Source organism: bacterium (genome assembly GCA_026129405.1).
GTDB lineage: Bacteria > Desulfobacterota > Binatia > DP-6 > DP-6 > JAHCID01.
The window spans coordinates 317,994-334,234 of record JAHCID010000003.1 but is presented as its reverse complement, the minus strand read 5'-3'; the positions used below and the strand labels follow the sequence as shown (position 1 = coordinate 334,234).

Sequence of the window (16,241 nt, the reverse complement as noted above, 5' to 3'; positions counted from 1 at the left end):
CAGATCGTCGCGCTCTCCGGGGCGGCGTCCGGCATCGGCGCCGCCGTGCGCGCGCGACTCCTCTGCGACGGCGCGCGTGTGATCGGCGTCGATCTCGGCGATGCCGAGGTCTGCGCCGATCTCGCCACCCCGGCCGGCCGCCGCGCGGCGGTCGACGGGGTGCGGGCGCTCGCGCCGCAGGGCCTCACCGGCGCCGTCGCGTGCGCCGGGCTCGGCCCGCACGTGCCCGATCGCGGGCTGCTCGTCTCGGTCAACTACTTCGGCGCGGCGGAGCTCCTCGAGGGCCTGCGGCCGCTGCTCGTCGGCCGCCCCGGGGCGGCGGCGGTCGCCGTCGCCTCCAACTCCGCGTCGCTGCCGAACGCGGTCGACGCACTCGTCGACCATTGTCTCGCCGGCGACGAGAACGCGGCCCGTACGGCGGCCGCGACGCTGCACGGCGCTTCGGCCTACGCGGCGTCGAAGCGCGCGCTCGCCTGCTGGGTGCGGCGCAGCGCCACGGGCCCCGATTGGGCCGGCCGCAGCGTGCGGCTCAATGCGGTCGCCCCCGGCGCGGTGCAGACGCCTCTCCTCGACGGCTCGCTGGCCGACCCGGTCCTGGGGCCCGCCGTGCGCGGCTTCCCGATCCCCACGGGCGGCTTCGGGACACCCGACGCCGTCGCCGACGCGATCGCCTTCCTGCTCGGGCCGGATGCCCGCTTCTGCTGCGGGAGCGTGCTTTTCGTCGACGGCGGCAGCGACGCCCTGCTGCGCCCCGACGCCTTCTGACACCGGCGCCGCTTGTCGCCCGGCGGCGGCGGCGGTAGACGGCGCGTCGATGGCCGTCGACGCTGCGCCGGCACGGGACGACACGGTCTCCGTCGCGACCATCCGCGGCGCCTCGGCGATCGTCCTCCTCGCCTACTGCATCTTCCTGCCCCTCGAGACGACGTACACCGACCGCGACGACCTCGGCGTACACCTGGTGCTCTACGGGGTCACCTCGGCGACGGTCCTCGGCGGCTTCCTCCTCACCTTCCTCCCCTGGGGCGAACGCCACACCGACGCCCTCGGGGTGGCCCTGAGCCTCGTCCTCGCCGCGAGCACGCTCGGCTACTTCTGGGTCTCGCCCCAGCTGCCGACGCTGGTGGCGATGGGGCTGACGCTGCTGCTCGTCGGCAGCGCCGTGCTCGGGCTCTGGTCGGTGGGCCGCACGACCGTGATCGGCATCGGCCTGACCGCGGCCTATGCGGCCATCGGTGTCCTGCGCGCGCCGCCCGATCCGGTGCACGGCTCCTTCGCGTTCTCGGTCGCGGCGCTGGCGGTCGGGGTGGCGGTCGCTTTCGCCTGCGCGGTCGGCTTCGCCCGCGTGCGCGTGCGCCTCGACCTGCGCCAGCGCGAGCTGACGGAGCTGTCGTCGCGCCTCATGTCGATCCAGGAAGAGGAGCGCGCCCGGCTGTCGCGCGAGCTGCACGACGAGCTCGGGCAGTCGCTCACGGCGGTGCTGTCGTATCTCTGGCTGGTCGAGAAGCAGCTCCCCGCGCGTGAGGACGAGCTCCATGGTCGCGTCGCCGAGGCCCGCCGCCTCGCCTCGAAGACGTTGACCCAGATCCGTGAGCTCTCGCAGCTCCTCCGCCCCTCGGTGCTGGACGACTACGGCCTCGTCCCCTCGCTCGATCAGCACGTGAAGGCCTTCGCCGATCGGGAGCAGCTGCTGACCAGCTTCACGGCCGCGACGCTGCCGCATCGCCTCTCGCGCGAGGTCGAGACCGCGGTCTACCGCATCACCCAGGAGGCGCTCACGAACGTCGCCCGGCATGCGCGCGCCCGCAGCGTCCAGGTCACGCTCGGCGTCGAGGGCGACCGGCTCCGTCTCGAGGTGGAGGACGACGGCGTCGGCCTCCGCAGCGGACGCCACGCCGGCCCCGCGCGGGCCGGCGTGGGTCTCATCGGCATCCGCGAGCGCGTGCGTGCCCTCGGTGGGACGGTGCAGATGGGGCCTGCCAATGGCGGCCAGGGTCCCGGCGCGCGCCTCGAGGTCTGGCTCCCGCTCGAAGCCGAGCGCTGACGCCCGCGCCTTGTCATCGCCGGCCGCCGCTTCTACTGTCGCTGCGATGCCTGATGCCGGCTCGGCGGTGCTCGACGGAGTGCGGGTGATCGAGGTCGCCGACTGGGGCTTCGTGCCGTCGGCGGCGACCGTCCTCGGCGACTGGGGCGCCGACGTCGTCAAGATCGAGCACCCCCGCTTCGGCGACCCGATCCGCGGGCTGGTCACCGCCGGGCTGATCCCCGGTGCGTCCGGGCGTAACTTCTTCGTCGAGCACCTCGGCCGCAACAAGCGCAGCGTCGGCATCGATCTCGGGCATCCGGAAGGACGCGCCCTGCTCGACCGGCTGCTCGCCGACGCCGACGTGTTCGTCACCAGCTTCCTCGACGACGCCCGCGAGCGCCTGCGCCTCACGTGGGACGATCTGCGGGCGGTGAACCCGCGCCTCGTCTATGCGCGCGGCAGCGGCCAGGGGCGCCGCGGCCCGGACGCCCGTCGTGGCGGCTACGACGGCGTCTCGTTCTGGGCCCGGGGCGGCATCGCCGACCGCTACTCGACGACCGGCCAGCCGCCGCTCCAGCAACGGCCGGCGTTCGGCGACTTCATCGGCGGCATGGCGATCGCCGGCGGCGTTGCCGCCGCCCTCTTCCGGCGCGAGCGGACCGGCGTCGGCGGCGAGGTCGACGTCTCGCTGCTCGGCACCGCGATGTGGGTGCTGTCGCCCGACATCACCGCCGCCCTGCTCTACGGCTTCATGCTGCCGTCGGCGGGCGACATGCCGGGCGCGCCGAACCCCCTCGTCGGCACCTACCCGTGCGCCGACGGCAGGGCGATCGTTCTCATGATGCTCCAGGCCGAGCGCTTCTGGCCGCTCTTCGCGGCCACCATCGAGCGTCCCGATCTCCTCGAGCGCTGGCCGACGCCGGAGGTGCGCAGCCGCGAGCACGCGGCGATCCGCGCCGAGCTGGTCGCCCATTTCGCGACCCGCCCTCGGGCGGCCTGGACCCAGCTCCTGGCGCCGACGGAATGCATCTGGGGTCCGTTCCAGACCCCGCTCGATCTGCCCGACGATCCGCAGGTGCAGGCCAACGGCTACCTGCTCGAAGCGCCGCAGGCCGACGGCCCGGTGCGGGTGTGCGCGAACCCGGTACAGTTCGGCGGCCAGCCGCCCGCGGTCCGCAGCGCCGCCGCCGACGCCGGTGCCCACACCGAGGAGGTCCTGCTCGAGCTGGGCTGCAGCTGGGAGGACATCGGGCGCTGGAAGGACGCCGGCGTCGTGGCGTGACCAAGCGCGTGTTCATCCTCGGCGGCGGCGCCGCGCTCGGTGCCCATCAGGTGGGCGCGCTGCGCTACCTCGCCGAGCAGGGCATACGCCCCGACGCCATCGTCGCCAGCTCGATCGGCGTCATCAACGCCTGTGCGTACGCCTCGGGCGGCGTCGCGGCGCTCGAGCGCGCCTGGCACGGATTCCGCTCGCTGCCGCGCATCGTGTCCCCGAGCCTGCGCCACAATCCGCTCTTGGGGCTGTCGCTCTTCTCGATGGACGCGCTCTCCGAGGCGATCGAGGAGCACGTCGACTTCCGCGAGGTGCTGGCCAGCCCGCTCGAGCTCGAGTTCATCGTGCTGAACCTCTCGCGCGGCCAGGGCGAGATGGTGAGCAAGGCCCAGTGCGCCGACTGGCGCGAGCTACGCACGCTGGTGCGCGCGGGCTACGCGATTCCCTTCCTCTTCCCGCCCATCGAGTGGCGCGGCGATTGGTACGTCGACGGCGGCTTCGCGTGGAACATCCCGCTCGAGCGCGCGCTCCAGCTCGGGGCCACGGAGATCTACCTGCTGGCGCCGATCGCGAGTCAGCTCCCCTACCAGGGCCGCTTCTCCACCATCGTCGACTTCGTCCAGCGGGTGATGGACGTCATGTGGCGCACGATCGGCAACATGGGCTACCTGTACGCGCTCATGGAGCACGGCCGCTTCCACGGCGTGCCGGTCACCATCATCGAGCCGACCGAGCAGTGGAGCGGCTTCGGCCCGCTCGCCGTCTTCCACGCGCACCCGCGCAAGAACCGGATGCTGATGGCCCACGGCTATCGCGACGCGAAGCGGGCGCTGGCCGAGCGCGCCCGCCTCGAAGCGGCGCGCGCCGGGGCGCCGCCAACCATCCGCAGCGTCTCCTGAAAGTCCCATGCGAACCACGAACGAGCTGCAGGCCCACCCCTGGCACGGCATCGCCCCCGGCGACACGGCGCCCGAGATCGTCAACGTCTTCATCGAGCTCGTCCCCGCCGACACGGTCAAGTACGAGGTCGACAAGATCACCGGGCACCTGAAGCTCGACCGGCCGCAGAAGTTCTCGAGCGTCTGCCCGGCGCCCTACGGCTTCATCCCGCGCACGTGGTGCCGCGAGCGCGTCGCCGAGCTGGCGATGGCGGCCACCGGACGCACCGGCGTCGCCGGCGACGGCGACCCGATCGACATCTGCGTCCTCACCGAGCACACGATCAACCACGCCGGCATCATCCTGCGCGCGCGGCCGATCGGCGGGCTGCGGCTCTTCGACCGCCACGAGATCGACGACAAGCTGGTCGCCGTGCTGGTCGACGACCCCGCCTACGGCGACATCCGCGAGCTCGCCGAGGTGCCGCCGGCGCTGGTCGACCGCCTGCGGCACTACTTCCTCACCTACAAGGCGCTACCCGCGACGGGTGCGCCGAACCCGTGCGAGATCACCCACGTCTACGGCGCCGAGACGGCGCGCGAGGTGATCGAGAGCGCGCTCGCCGACTACCGGGCCGGGTTCCCGTGAGCGCCGGCGCGACGCCGGCACGGCCGCGCCGCGCCGCGTGCCGGGCTCAGGCGGCCTTCGGCCGCCGGCCCTCGATCGCCTGGTAGTCGCGGCGGTCCGCGCCGACGTAGAGCTGACGCGGGCGCGAGATCTTCTGCTCGTCGTCCTGCACCAGCTCGAGCCACTGCGCGAGCCATCCCGCCGTGCGCGGGATCGCGAACAGAACCGGGAACATGTCCGTGGGGAAGCCCATCGCCTGGTAGATGATGCCGGAATAGAAGTCGACGTTCGGGTAGAGGCGACGCTTCTGGAAGTACTCGTCCTCGAGCGCGATCCGCTCGAGCTCGAGGGCGATGTCGAGCAGCGGGTTGGTGCCGGTCACCGCGAAAACCTGGTGCGCGAGCCGCTTGATGATCTGGCCGCGCGGATCGAAGTTCTTGTAGACGCGGTGACCGAAGCCCATGAGCTTCGTCTCGCCCTCGCGCACGCGGCGCACGAAGTCGGGCACCCGGTCGATCGAGCCGATCTGCTCCAGCATGCGGATGACCGCCTCGTTGGCGCCGCCGTGCAGCGGCCCGTAGAGGGCGGCGATCGCGCCGGCGACGGCCGAGAACGGATCGGCCTGCGAGCTGCCGATGCAGCGCAGCGCGCTGGTCGAGCAGTTCTGCTCGTGGTCGGCGTGCAGGATGAACAAAACGTCGAGCGCGCGCTCCAGCACCGGGTCGGGCCGGTACTTCAGCTCGGTGCGCTTGAACATCATGTTGAGGAAGTTGCCCGCGTACGAGAGGTCGTTGTCGGGGTACGCGTAGGGCATTCCGGTGGCGTGGCGGTGCGAGAACGCCGCGATCGTCGGCAGCTTCGCGAGCAGGCGGTGCGACTGGACGCGCCGGCTCTCCTGGTCGTGGATCAGCTTCGCGTCCGGGTAGAACGTCGAGAGCGCGCCGACGGTCGCGACCAGCATGCCCATCGGGTGCGCGTCGTAGCGGAAGCCGTCGATGAAGCTCTTGATGTTCTCGTGGACGATGGTGTGCAGCGTGATGTTGCGCGTGAACGCCCGCAGGGCCTCGGTGGTCGGAAGCTCGCCCTTCAGGAGCAGGTAGGCCGTCTCGAGGAAGGTGCTGCGCTCGGCCAGCTGCTCGATCGGGTAGCCGCGGTAGAGCAGCACGCCGCGGTCGCCGTCGATGTAGGTGATGCGGCTCCGGCAGGACGCGGTGTTCTGGAACGCCGGGTCGTAGCTGACGAGGCCGGGGCCGTCGTCGGCCGCGCGGATCCTCGCCAGGTCGGTGGCGCGGATCGCGCCGTCCTCGATCGGCACCTCGTAGGTGGCGCCAGTACGGTTGTCGGTGATGGTCAGCGTGTCGTTGGGCATACGGGTCCCGATCGAGCGGCAGTGTCTTGGTTCCGGCGCAGGCGGTCAAGTCGTGTCGGCCCTTGCGCCCCGGAGCCCGGGTGCTAGCAGAGGAGCCCCGTGCGCGCGCTCCTCGTCGCCGGGGGGCTGCTCGCCCTCCTTCTGGGTCCGCGTCCGGCGTTCGCGGTGCAGGTCGAGGCGCTCGATCCGCGCCGGGACTGGGTCGTCGGCTCGCTCGACATCGACGGCGCCGGCGAGGTCTCGGCGAAGGACCTGCGTGCGGTCATGCAGACCCAGCCCCGGCGCTGGTTCGCATTCTGGCGCCCGCGGCCGCCGTTCGATCCGGCCGCCTTCGAGCACGACATCGAGAACCTGCGCGCGACCTATCGCAGCCGCGGCTACTACCACGCCAAGGTGGGACACGACGTGGAGCTGCCCGCCGAGGGCGACGTCCTGCGCATCGTGATCTACGTCGACGAGGGCCCGCCGGTGCGCGTCGCCGACGTCTCGGTGCGCGTCACCGACGACCCGGACGGCGCCGTCCCGCGCCCGCAACCGACCGACCTCGCCCTCGAGCCCGGCGACGTCTTCACCGAGGAGCGCTACGACCGCATGCGCGCGCAGCTCCGTGCCTGGTATCGCACCCATGCGCGCGCGCGCGTCGCCGTCGACAAGAAAGCCCGCGTCGACGTGCGGACCAACGAGGCGAGCGTCGCCTACACCGTCGTCATGGGTCCGGCCTGCGTCTTCGGGCCGATCACCGTCAGCGGGCTCGGCGACGTCGAGGAGGAGGTCGTTCGCCGCGAGATCAGCTTCGCGCCCGGCGAGCCGTTCAGCGAGGTCGCCGTCGAGAAGACGCGGCGGCAGCTCGAGGCGCTGCGCCTCTTCCAGAGCGTCCGACTGGTCGAGGACGCCGGCACGGCGCGCGAGGTCGGCATGGACGTCCGCCTGATGGAGGCGCCGCAGCACGAGGTACGCTTCGGCATCGGCTACGACACCGTCGAGGAGGTGCGCGGGCTGGCCGCCTGGCGCGACTACAACTTCTACGGCGGCGCCCGCCAGCTCGGCTTCGCCGCGCGGGCCTCGTTCCTGCGGCGCACCATCACCGCCGACTTCCTCCAACCGCACTTCCCGACGCAGAACAGCCGCGTGCGGCTGGCGCTCTCCCAGGAGCAGCTCGACGAGGACACCTACACGCTCCTGCAGACCCGCGGCCTGCCCCGCCTCGAATGGGACGTCACGCCGAAGCTGTCCGTGTTCGGCTTCTATCGCGCCGAGCTCGACTTCCTTTCCGACGTGCCGTTCCCCGTCGAAAAGGCGTTGCCGCGGGCGACCCCCGACCAGGCCGTGATCTCCGCCCTCGGCTTCGGCCTCGACTGGAACGCCGTCGACGACCTGCTCGACCCCTCGCGCGGCGTGTCGATGAGCGCGGTGGTCGAGCCGGTGGGCGGCTTCCTCGGCGGCGACGCCGACTTCGTGCGCCTGTGGGGAGAGGTGCGCGGCTACCTGCCGATGCCGTGGAGCTTCGTCGGCGCGAGTCGCGTCGGGCTCGGCAGCATCGAGCCGTACGGCGGCACCGCGGTGCCGATCTGGGAGCGCTTCTACGCCGGCGGCCTGGGCTCGGTCCGGGGCTACGCGCGACGGCGCGTCGGCCCGCTCGTGCGCGACGAGCCCATCGGCGGCAAGAGCATCGTCGTCACCTCGGTCGAGCTCCGCCACGCGATCACCGAGACGATCGGCGCGGCCGGCTTCGTCGACGCCGGCCAGGTCACCCGCGCGAGCGGCGATTTCCCCATCGACGACATGCAGGTGGGCGTCGGCGTCGGGGCGCGCTACATCTCCCCGGTCGGTCCGATCCGCCTCGACCTCGGCTTCCCCCTCGACCCGCGGGGCGACGACGCCGCCTGGCAGGTGTACGTGAGCGTCGGACAGACCTTCTGAGCCATGGGATGGATGCTGCGCCTCCTCGGACGCACGCTGGTCGCGCTGGCGGCGCTCGTCGCCGTCGTCCTGGCCGGCGTCGCGCTCGCGCTGCGCACCGACGGCGGCCGCGCGTTCCTGCGCCGCACGCTCACCACCGTCGTCGCCGCCGCCACGGGGGCCGAGGTGCGCATCGGCGGTCTCGACGCGCGGCTCCTCCACGGCGTCGAGCTGCGCGGCGTGCGACTCGACTTCCCCGATGGCACGCGGGTGCGCGTGCCGCGGATCGCCGTCAGCTGGTCGCTCGCGGCGCTGGCGCGCGGCCGGGTGCTCCTCGGCGGCGTCACGGCGTGGTCGCCGCGGGTGCGCGTGCCCGACCCCGCCGCCGCGTGGGCGCGGCTCACCGCGGACGGCGACGCGCACGACGGCTCGCATCCGCCGCCGATCGCCCTCCCCGAGGTGCGGGTGCACGACGCCCGCGTCGCGCTCCGCCGCCAAGCCGGCTGGCAGGGCCTCACCGACCTGGACGTCGCCGCGTCGCTGCTCCTCGTGCGCGGCGACCTCACCCTCGACGTCGGGCGGCTGGCCGCCCGCCCTGCCGGTGTCGACGTGTCGCCGCTCGAGGCCACGGGCCGGGTCGCCGTCACGGCGGACGGGCGCATCACGCTGGACGGGTTCCGGCTCGCCACGCAGCGCTCCGTGCTGCGCGCCGACGGCGGCCTGACGCCGGGGCACCGTGCCGGGCTGCGTGCCCGCCTGGCGCCGCTCTCCGCACGCGAGCTGCGCGCGCTGCTGCCGGAGGTCGCGCTCGAGAGCGACCTCCGCGCCGCGGCGCGCATCGAGGGACCGTGGGACGCGCTCGCGGTGGGGCTGCGCGCCGCGACCCCGCACGCCGGTGCCCTCGCGGTCCGGGCCGCCTCGATGCGGACGCCCTCGCCTGGGAGGCGACGGCCCCGCTCGCCGCCCTCGACCCGGGCGGCGTGGTCGCGGCGCTGCCGGCGGGGCGTCTCAGCGGCGCGGCGGCCCGGTCGCGGCGCCGACGCGGCGGCGACGCTCGCCGCCCGCGTCCGTCTGGACGGCTCGCACGTGGCCTCGGTCCCGTTCGACCGCGTGCGTCTCGCTGCGCGCCTCGCGGGCGGCCACGCCGTCGCCCACGGCAGCGTGGCCCAGGCTGCGGGCGCCGCGCGTGTACGGGCCGCTCACCCTGGCCGAGACGCCACGCTGGCGGACGGCTCGCGGCGCGCGTCGACGACCTCGCAGCCGTTTCCGCCGCCCCGAGCGGAGCCGGGGTGCTGCGCGCCGCCGCCCGCGGCACGGGCTTCGAGGACGCGACCCGGCGCGCGACGGCGTCGCTGCACGCGGCCCCGCTGGCGCTCGCCGGCGTGCGGCTGGACTCGGTCGTGGCGCGCGCGGCGCTGGCCGGCGACCGCCTCACGCTCGAGGCCGCGGGGGCGAGGCCCTCGGCTTCGCGGCGCACGCGCACGGAGGCGTCGACCTCGCCGGCGGCCGGCTCGACCTCCGGCTCGACGCGCGCGGCAGCCTCGGCGCGCTCGGCGCGCAGCGCCGCGTCGACGGTCAGGCGACGTTGCTGGCGAGCGCCGTCGGCCGGCTCGACGCGCTGACCGTCGACGCCAGCCTCGGGGCCAGGGACCTGCGCAGCGAGGCGGTCTCCGCGCGCCGGCTCGACGCCACCGTGCGCCTCGACGGCCTCGGCGGCAGCGCGCCCTGGGCGCGCGCATGGTTCGGCGGCACGGGCATCGTGCAGAGCGGACAGCCGCCGTGGCGCGCCGACGGCGCCGCCGGCTGGCGCCGGGCCGCTAGCGAGGACCGCGGCACCGTGTCCGTGCGTGCGAGCCGTGCGGACGGCGCCGTGGCCGCGCTCGCGCTCGACGGTGCGGGTGCGGGCGAGCGCTTCGCCGGGCGGCTCTCGACCCTGCGTGTCGGTCTGCCGGGCGAGACCGCCTGGGCGCTCGTTGCGCCGGCACGCTGGCGGCTCGCCGATGGCGTCGTGTCCGCCGACCGCCTGGCGCTCACGGCCGGGAGCCAGCGCGTCATGATCGAGGGAAGCCTCGGCGTGCCGGGGCGCAACGCGGCGCGCGTCGCCATCGCCGCACTCGAGCTGGGCCCGATCTGCCGCCAGCTCGGCGAGCGACCCTGCGGCGGCACGGTGGCCGGCACGCTGACCCTCGGCGGGACGGCGGCGGCCCCCACGCTCGACGGCGCCCTGCGCGCCGCGGCCGTCCGCGTCGAGCGCGAGACCTATGGCGACGTCACGCTCGACGTGCGCTATGCCGGCCAGCGTCTCGGGCTGCGTGCCCAGCTCGTCCACGCCGACGCGGGCCGCCTCGACGCCGACGCCACGATCCCCCTCGATCTCGCCTGGCACGGCTCGCATCCGGACCTGCGCATGCAGCCCGTGCAGATCGGGCTGCGAACCGCCGGCCTCGATCTCGGCTTCGTGCCGCTGCTCGTGCCGCGCACGCTGCGGCGTCTCGACGGCCGCCTCACCGCCGACCTCCGCCTCGCCGGCCCCTGGGGGGCGCTGCGCGGCAGCGGCACCGCCGCGCTCTCGGCGTCCGCGATCACGCTCTCGGCGACGGCCGTCACCTACGAAGGGGTCGAGGGACGCGTGCGCCTCGACGGCGACACGCTGCTCATCGAGCAGCTCGACGCGCGCGCCGGCAACGGCACGCTGCACGCCAGCGGGCGGCTCGGCCTGCGTGAGGGCGCGGCGGGCGGCGTCGCGGCGACGATCCGCCTCGACCGCTTCCTCGCGGTGAACCTCGCCGCCTATCGCGCGCACGTCAGCGGCACGCTGCGCCTCGCCGGCAGCGTGCCCGCACCGGTCATCGAGGGCGACATCGACGTCGCCGACGCCGTCATCCGCCCGAGCGTCCTGCCGACGTCGGCACCGTCGCTGGAGGCCGATCCGACCATCGAGGTGGTCGGCCTGCCGCCCGCGGCGGTGGAGCCGGCGCCGCCCGGCCCGGACCTGCTCGATGCCCTCACGCTCGGCCTGCGCGTACGCATCGAGCGCGACGCGTGGATCCGTCGTGACGACGCCGACATCGAGCTCGCCGGCGACCTGCAGGTGACGAAGACGCCGCAGGCGCCGACGCTGCTGCGCGGCCGCATCCGGCTCGTGCGCGGGTCGTACGCCTTCCAGGGCCGGCGCTTCACGCTCGAGCGCGGCGTCGTGATCTTCGACGGCGAGAACCCGCCCGATCCCGCCCTTCAGGTGGAGGCCACGCACCGCGCCGGCGACTATCGCGTGGTGGTCGCGCTCGGCGGAACGGCGACCCATCCCACCCTGACGCTCACCTCCGAGCCGCCGCTCGACCAGGCCGACATCCTCGCCGTGCTGCTCTTCGGCCGCCCGGCGCACGACCTCCGCCGCGAGCAGAGCGTCGATCTCCAGCGCCAGGCCGTCGCGCTCGCCGCAGGCTACGTCGCCCCGGAGCTGCGCCGCTCCGTCATGGACGCCTTCGGGCTCGACACGCTCGACCTCGGCGCCACCGAGGTGAGCGCGGGCCGCTACCTGACGCAGGACATCTTCCTGTCGATCTCGGCCGACTTCGGCGCCCAGCCGACGCAGATCGTGGGCGTCGAGTATCAGCTGCTGCCGCGCGTGTCGGTGAAGGTCTCCACCTCGAGCCGCGGCTCGAGCGCGATCGACCTGCTCTGGGGCCGGCGCTACTGACGTGCGAGCGTCGCCGCCGCCGCGCGATCCGCGATCCACGTGCAGCGCGCCGACGGCAGCAGCAGCTGCGACGGCCGGCGCGTCGGGTCGACCGGCGCTTCGACGGCCGCCTTCAGGGCCGCCGCCCGCTCCGCGCCGATGGCGGTCATGACGACGTGGCCTGCGCCCGTGAGCACCGGCGCGGTCAGCGTGACGCGGGCGACGCGGGGCTCGACGCCGACCTCGTCGGCGGCTACCCCTGCCGCCCAGGCGGTCGCGGCGAGCGCCGCCGATCCGGGCATCAGCGAGGCGATGTGGCCGTCGGGCGCGAGGGCCAGGACGACCACGTCGAGCACCGGTGGCCGTCCGGCGAAGCCCTCGAGGTCGGCGGCCCACGCCGCCGCGGTGGCGGCGGGCGTCGCGCGCTCGGTCGGCGGCGGGTGGATGCGCGCCGCCGGGACGCCGCACGGCCCGAACAGCAGCTCCCGTGCGAGGCGCAGGTTCGAGTCCGGATCGTCGCCCGGCACCCAGCGGTCGTCGGTGAGCGTGTAGTCGATGCGGTCCCACGCCACGTCGGCGCGCTGCGCGAAGCGCGTCAGCAGCGCACGGCCGCTGTGCCCGCCGGTCAGCGCGAAGCGGGCGCGGCCGCGGGCGAGCGCGGCCTGGAGCTGGGTCACGACGAGGTTGGCGGCGGCCTCGAAGGCCTCCGCATCCGTCTGGTAGACCTGGACCGCCATGGGTTCGGTCCATAGCGGAGGCGCCGGCGCCGGGCCACCCGTCGCCATGACGATCGCCGGCTCCGACCCGAGCGGCGGTGCCGGCATCCAGGCCGACCTGAAGACCTTCCACGCCTTCGACGTCTACGGTGGCGCCGTGCTGACGAGCCTCACGGTGCAGAACACGACCGGCGTGCGCGGCCGCCGGGACGTCGACGCCGGCTTCGTCGTAGCCCAGCTCGCCGCGGTGCAGGACGACCTCGTGATCGCGGCTGCGAAGACGGGCATGCTGCCGACCCCCGAGGTGATCGCCGCCCTCGCCGCCCATCTGCGTGCGCGCCCGCTGCCCGCGCTGGTCGTCGACCCGGTGCTGGTGGCGACCAGCGGCGACGCCCTCGCGACGCCGGCGACGGCGGCGGCGCTGCGCGCGCTCCTGCCGCTCGCGACCCTCGTGACGCCGAACCTGCCCGAGGCGGCGGCGCTCACCGGACGTCGCGTCGACGATCTGCCGGCGATGCGCGATGCGGGCCGCGCCCTGCGCGATCTCGGGGCGGCGGCGGTGCTGGTGAAGGGCGGCCACCTGCCCGGCCGCGCCGTCGACGTGCTGGCGACGGCGACCGGCGTCGTCGAGCTGGACGCGCCGCGCGTCGGGGCCGCGCTCACGCATGGCACCGGATGCAGCCTGTCGGCCGCGATCGCCGCGGGGCTCGCGCAGGGGCGCACCCTCGAGGACGCCGCCGTGCGCGCCAAGCGCTGGCTCGGCCGTGCCCTCGCCGCCGCCCCTGCGGTCGGCCACGGCGCGCGACCGATCGATCACCGCCTGCGTCCCGACGACGATCCGTCCGGCGCGGGTTGACAACGTCGGAATCGACACAGAGCATCCGAGCATGCGGTCTGGTGACTTCCTGGCCCCGACGCTGCTGGTGGCGATGCCGCAGCTCCAGGATCCGAACTTTGCCCGCAGCGTCGTCCTCCTCTGCGAGCACGGACCCGACGGCGCCATGGGCTTCGTCGTCAACCGTCCCACCGACGTCCTCGCCAGCGCCGCGGTCTCGCTCGATCCGCCCGTCCGCAGCGAGAGCCGCCTGACGCTCTGGACCGGCGGCCCGGTCGAGACCCATCGCGGCTTCGTCCTGGTCGGCGGCGAGGGGCTCGAGGGCACCGAGGAGATCGGCGCGGGCCTGCACCTCACGGCGTCGGCGGACGTGCTGCGCCAGCTGCTCGAGGCCGACCCGGACGACGTCGAGCGCTTCCGCTGCCGCGTCCTCCTCGGCTACGCCGGCTGGGGGCCGGGACAGCTCGACTCCGAGCTCGCCGCCTCCGCGTGGCTGAGCGCCCCCGCCGATCCGGACCTCGTCTTCGCGCACGACCCCGAGACCATGTGGGACGCCGCCATCCGCACCCTCGGCGTCGATCCGATGACCCTGGCGCCCGGCCCCGGCATCCAGTAGCTCACGCGCCGTGGGTGTGCGCCCGCTCCGGCGGGAGCGCGGCGAACAGGAACGCCAGCGCGACCAGCGGCGCCGCCCCCGCCACGCCGAGCGCGGCCCGCAGCCCGAGGGCGTCTGCGGTCACGCCGAGGACGAGGCTGCCGATCGGCGCCGTGCCCATGAACATCACCGTGTGCAGGCCCATGACGCGGCCGCGGTAGCGGTCGTCGACGAGCAGCTGGATCAGCGTGTTGGTGGTCGCGGTGAAGCGGATCATGCCGAGGCCGGCGAGGAGCTGACAGGCGAGCGCGACCTCGAGCCGCGGGCTGGCCGCGACGCCGAGCAGCCCGAGCGCGAAGACGCCCAGCCCGAGGAGCAGGTTGGCGCGGTGCTGGGAGCGCGTCCAGCGCCGCCACGCGAGGCGCAGCGCCGACAGCACCGCGCCGGTCCCGAACGCCGTGAGGAGGAGCCCGTACGCCGTCGGCCCGCCCGCGAACGTGCGCTCGGCGAAGGCAGGCATGAGCACGTTCGCCTGGAGCGCGAGGGCGGAGACCACGCCGAGCGCGATCAGGAGCGCGCCGAGGGCGCGGTGCCGGCGCACGTAGCGCAGGCCGGAGAAGAGATCGCCGCGATCGCTCGCCGCGCCCGCCCCCGGGGCGCGCGCCGGAATGCCGGCGAGCGCCCAGAGGACGCCGAGGTAGCTGATGCCGTTCAGGAAGAAGCACGGCGCCTCGCCGATGGTACCGACCAGGCTGCCCGCGATCGCCGGCCCGACCACCCGCGCGGTGTTGAAGATGGAGGCGTTCAGCGCGATCGCGCTGGCGAGATCCTGCGGCCCGACCATCTCGACGAGGAACGCCTGGCGCGTCGGCAGGTCGAAGGCGCCGATGACGCCGAGCCCAGCCGCCATCACTGCCACCAGCGGTACCGTCGCCAGGTCGAACGCGACCAGCGTGCCGAGGGTGAACGCGAGCAGCATCGCCGCCGTCTGCGTCAGCACGATGAGGTTCCGCTTCGACACGCGGTCGGCGATCACGCCGGCCACCGGCGCGAGCAAGGCGATCGGCGCGAACGCGCACGCCGACACCACCCCGAGGGCGACCGTCGAGCCCGAGAGGCGATAGACGAGCCAGGCCTGCGCCACGCTCTGCATCCAGAAGCCGATCAGCGAGACGCCCTGTCCGAGGACGTAACGCCGGAAGATGCGATGGCGGAGCGCGGGGAAGCCCCCGCCGCGATCGGGCGGCATCCCCGGCGGCGGCGCGCCGGGCGACGGTGTCCGCGGCGCGGTCAGGAGGCCGCGCGCCAGGGCGCGACGAGCGCGTCGAGGTGCGCCGTGCGCGAGCCCATGGTGTGCTCGAGCACGCGGGCTCGCTTGAGGAAGAGATGCGCGTCGGCCTCCCAGGTGTAGCCCATGCCGCCGTGGTTCTGGACGTTGTCCGTCGCGTTCTGGAGCGCCGCGCCGCCGGCGAGCGTCTTGGCGACGTGCACGTGGAGGGGCGCGTCCCCGGCGCCCTCGTCGAGCCCCACGGTGGCGTAGGTGACGGCCGAGCGCGCGACCTCGGCGCGCACCGCCATGTCGGCGCAGCGATGCTTGATCGCCTGGAACGCGCCGATCGGCTGGCCGAATTGCTGGCGCACCTTGGCGTACTCGACGGACGCTTCCAGCGTCCGCTCGGCGACGCCCGTCGCCTCGGCCGCCGCCAGCACGGTTGCCACCCGGCGCCAGTGCGCGGCGTCGCCCTCGAGCACGAGCGCCGCGGCGCCCCGGCACGCGACCCGGCCGAGGCGGCGCGTCGGATCCATGCCCGCACGGCTCTCCACGCGGGCCTCCGGCCCCACGGCGACGAAGCGTGCCGCGGCCTGCCCGACGACGAGCAACGCCTGCGCCGCGCCCGCGTCGAAGACGCCGTCGACCTCACCGTCGGCCCCTGCGCCGTGGCCGAGGCGGTCGCCCGGATCGTCGACCAGCGCGACACGGGTGCGGCCGGCGAGCACGTCGCCCAGCGGCGCGGCCGCCGCCGGCGTGGAGGCAAGGGCGAGCGCACCGACCACGGTCCCGAGCCACGGTCCCGGGGCGAGGCTGCGCCCGAGCTCGACGAAGAGCAGCATCGCCTCGGCGAGCCCGTAGCCGGCGCCGCCTGCGGCCTCGGGCACGGCCAGCCCGAACCAGCCGAGCTCGGCGGCGGTCCGCCAGACCTCGGCGTCGACGCCGTCGGGCGTCTCCATGACGGCGCGCACGCGCGCCGACGGCAGGCGGTCGCGGAGCAGGCCGCGGATCGCGTCGCGCACCGCCTCCTGCTCGGCACTGAGGGTCAGGTCCATCGGGGTCTCCCGGAGTCG

14 protein-coding genes are annotated in these 16,241 nt (G+C 74.6%); 10 read left to right on the top strand and 4 right to left on the bottom strand.

Features of this window, described 5'->3' with window-relative positions; all coding sequences use genetic code 11:
• Positions 1–3: 3 nt before the first annotated feature.
• Genes KIT14_14210 through KIT14_14190 form a run of 5 tightly spaced genes read left to right on the top strand, consistent with a single transcriptional unit; the run spans position 4 to position 4,826 of the window.
• Positions 4–765, top strand: a complete 762-nt coding sequence (locus KIT14_14210; GenBank protein MCW5891685.1) for an SDR family oxidoreductase — start codon at positions 4–6, stop codon at positions 763–765.
• Positions 766–814: 49 nt separating this feature from the next.
• Positions 815–2,044 (top strand): sensor histidine kinase, encoded by a 1,230-nt coding sequence (locus tag KIT14_14205; GenBank protein ID MCW5891684.1) that lies wholly within the window; start codon positions 815–817, stop codon positions 2,042–2,044.
• Between the two features lie 46 nt (positions 2,045–2,090).
• Positions 2,091–3,308 carry a CoA transferase gene (locus tag KIT14_14200; GenBank protein MCW5891683.1) on the top strand — a complete coding sequence of 406 codons (1,218 nt, stop codon included), beginning with the start codon at positions 2,091–2,093 and terminating at the stop codon, positions 3,306–3,308.
• A complete protein-coding gene (locus tag KIT14_14195; protein MCW5891682.1) occupies positions 3,305–4,198 on the top strand; it encodes a patatin-like phospholipase family protein in 894 nt (297 codons plus the stop codon). The genes KIT14_14200 and KIT14_14195 overlap by 4 nt, the downstream gene beginning before the upstream one ends.
• A gap of 7 nt (positions 4,199–4,205) precedes the next feature.
• Positions 4,206–4,826, top strand: coding sequence for an inorganic pyrophosphatase (locus tag KIT14_14190; protein ID MCW5891681.1), 621 nt, complete (start codon positions 4,206–4,208; stop codon positions 4,824–4,826).
• Between the two features lie 46 nt (positions 4,827–4,872).
• Here the strand turns inward: KIT14_14190 and KIT14_14185 are convergent, their stop codons facing one another.
• A complete protein-coding gene (locus KIT14_14185) occupies positions 4,873–6,174 on the bottom strand; it encodes a citrate synthase (protein MCW5891680.1) in 1,302 nt (433 codons plus the stop codon).
• 99 nt (positions 6,175–6,273) lie between these two features.
• On the opposite strand from KIT14_14185, the gene KIT14_14180 reads away from it, so the two are divergent.
• The 3 genes from KIT14_14180 (at position 6,274) to KIT14_14170 (ending at position 11,773) form a co-directional block, all read left to right on the top strand.
• Positions 6,274–8,094 (top strand): BamA/TamA family outer membrane protein, encoded by a 1,821-nt coding sequence (locus tag KIT14_14180; protein ID MCW5891679.1) that lies wholly within the window; start codon positions 6,274–6,276, stop codon positions 8,092–8,094.
• 1,268 nt (positions 8,095–9,362) lie between these two features.
• Positions 9,363–9,695, top strand: coding sequence for a hypothetical protein (locus KIT14_14175; protein ID MCW5891678.1), 333 nt, complete (start codon positions 9,363–9,365; stop codon positions 9,693–9,695).
• Complete coding sequence (locus tag KIT14_14170) at positions 9,659–11,773, top strand: translocation/assembly module TamB (protein MCW5891677.1); 2,115 nt, start codon at positions 9,659–9,661, stop codon at positions 11,771–11,773. Before KIT14_14175 ends, KIT14_14170 begins: the two co-directional genes overlap by 37 nt.
• On the opposite strand, the gene pgl is transcribed toward KIT14_14170, so the two are convergent.
• Positions 11,767–12,489 (bottom strand): 6-phosphogluconolactonase, encoded by a 723-nt coding sequence (gene pgl, locus KIT14_14165; protein MCW5891676.1) that lies wholly within the window; start codon positions 12,487–12,489, stop codon positions 11,767–11,769. The genes KIT14_14170 and pgl overlap by 7 nt on opposite strands.
• Here pgl and thiD point away from each other — a divergent pair.
• Together thiD and KIT14_14155 are read left to right on the top strand one after the other, a co-directional pair.
• Complete coding sequence (thiD, locus tag KIT14_14160) at positions 12,488–13,324, top strand: bifunctional hydroxymethylpyrimidine kinase/phosphomethylpyrimidine kinase (GenBank protein MCW5891675.1); 837 nt, start codon at positions 12,488–12,490, stop codon at positions 13,322–13,324. The genes pgl and thiD overlap by 2 nt on opposite strands.
• A 31-nt stretch (positions 13,325–13,355) precedes the next feature.
• Positions 13,356–13,919, top strand: coding sequence for a YqgE/AlgH family protein (locus KIT14_14155; protein MCW5891674.1), 564 nt, complete (start codon positions 13,356–13,358; stop codon positions 13,917–13,919).
• Between the two features lies 1 nt (position 13,920).
• Here KIT14_14155 and KIT14_14150 read toward each other — a convergent pair whose 3' ends face one another.
• Together KIT14_14150 and KIT14_14145 are read right to left on the bottom strand one after the other, a co-directional pair.
• On the bottom strand, positions 13,921–15,147 hold the full coding sequence (locus tag KIT14_14150; protein MCW5891673.1) for an MFS transporter: 1,227 nt from the start codon (positions 15,145–15,147) through the stop codon (positions 13,921–13,923).
• Between the two features lie 41 nt (positions 15,148–15,188).
• Positions 15,189–16,223, bottom strand: coding sequence for an acyl-CoA/acyl-ACP dehydrogenase (locus KIT14_14145; GenBank protein ID MCW5891672.1), 1,035 nt, complete (start codon positions 16,221–16,223; stop codon positions 15,189–15,191).
• Between the last annotated feature and the right edge of the window lie 18 nt (positions 16,224–16,241).

What these genes read in the sequence shown, in the direction of transcription:
- KIT14_14155 (MCW5891674.1), top strand. Translation starts at nt 13,356, where the DNA reads ATGCGGTCTGGTGACTTCCTGGCCCCGACGCTGCTGGTGGCGATGCCG.
- KIT14_14185 (MCW5891680.1), bottom strand. Translation starts at nt 6,174, where the DNA reads ATGCCCAACGACACGCTGACCATCACCGACAACCGTACTGGCGCCACC.
- KIT14_14205 (MCW5891684.1), top strand. Translation starts at nt 815, where the DNA reads ATGGCCGTCGACGCTGCGCCGGCACGGGACGACACGGTCTCCGTCGCG.
- pgl (MCW5891676.1), bottom strand. Translation starts at nt 12,489, where the DNA reads ATGGCGGTCCAGGTCTACCAGACGGATGCGGAGGCCTTCGAGGCCGCC.
- thiD (MCW5891675.1), top strand. Translation starts at nt 12,488, where the DNA reads ATGGGTTCGGTCCATAGCGGAGGCGCCGGCGCCGGGCCACCCGTCGCC.
- KIT14_14200 (MCW5891683.1), top strand. Translation starts at nt 2,091, where the DNA reads ATGCCTGATGCCGGCTCGGCGGTGCTCGACGGAGTGCGGGTGATCGAG.
- KIT14_14150 (MCW5891673.1), bottom strand. Translation starts at nt 15,147, where the DNA reads ATGCCGCCCGATCGCGGCGGGGGCTTCCCCGCGCTCCGCCATCGCATC.
- KIT14_14145 (MCW5891672.1), bottom strand. Translation starts at nt 16,223, where the DNA reads ATGGACCTGACCCTCAGTGCCGAGCAGGAGGCGGTGCGCGACGCGATC.
- KIT14_14190 (MCW5891681.1), top strand. Translation starts at nt 4,206, where the DNA reads ATGCGAACCACGAACGAGCTGCAGGCCCACCCCTGGCACGGCATCGCC.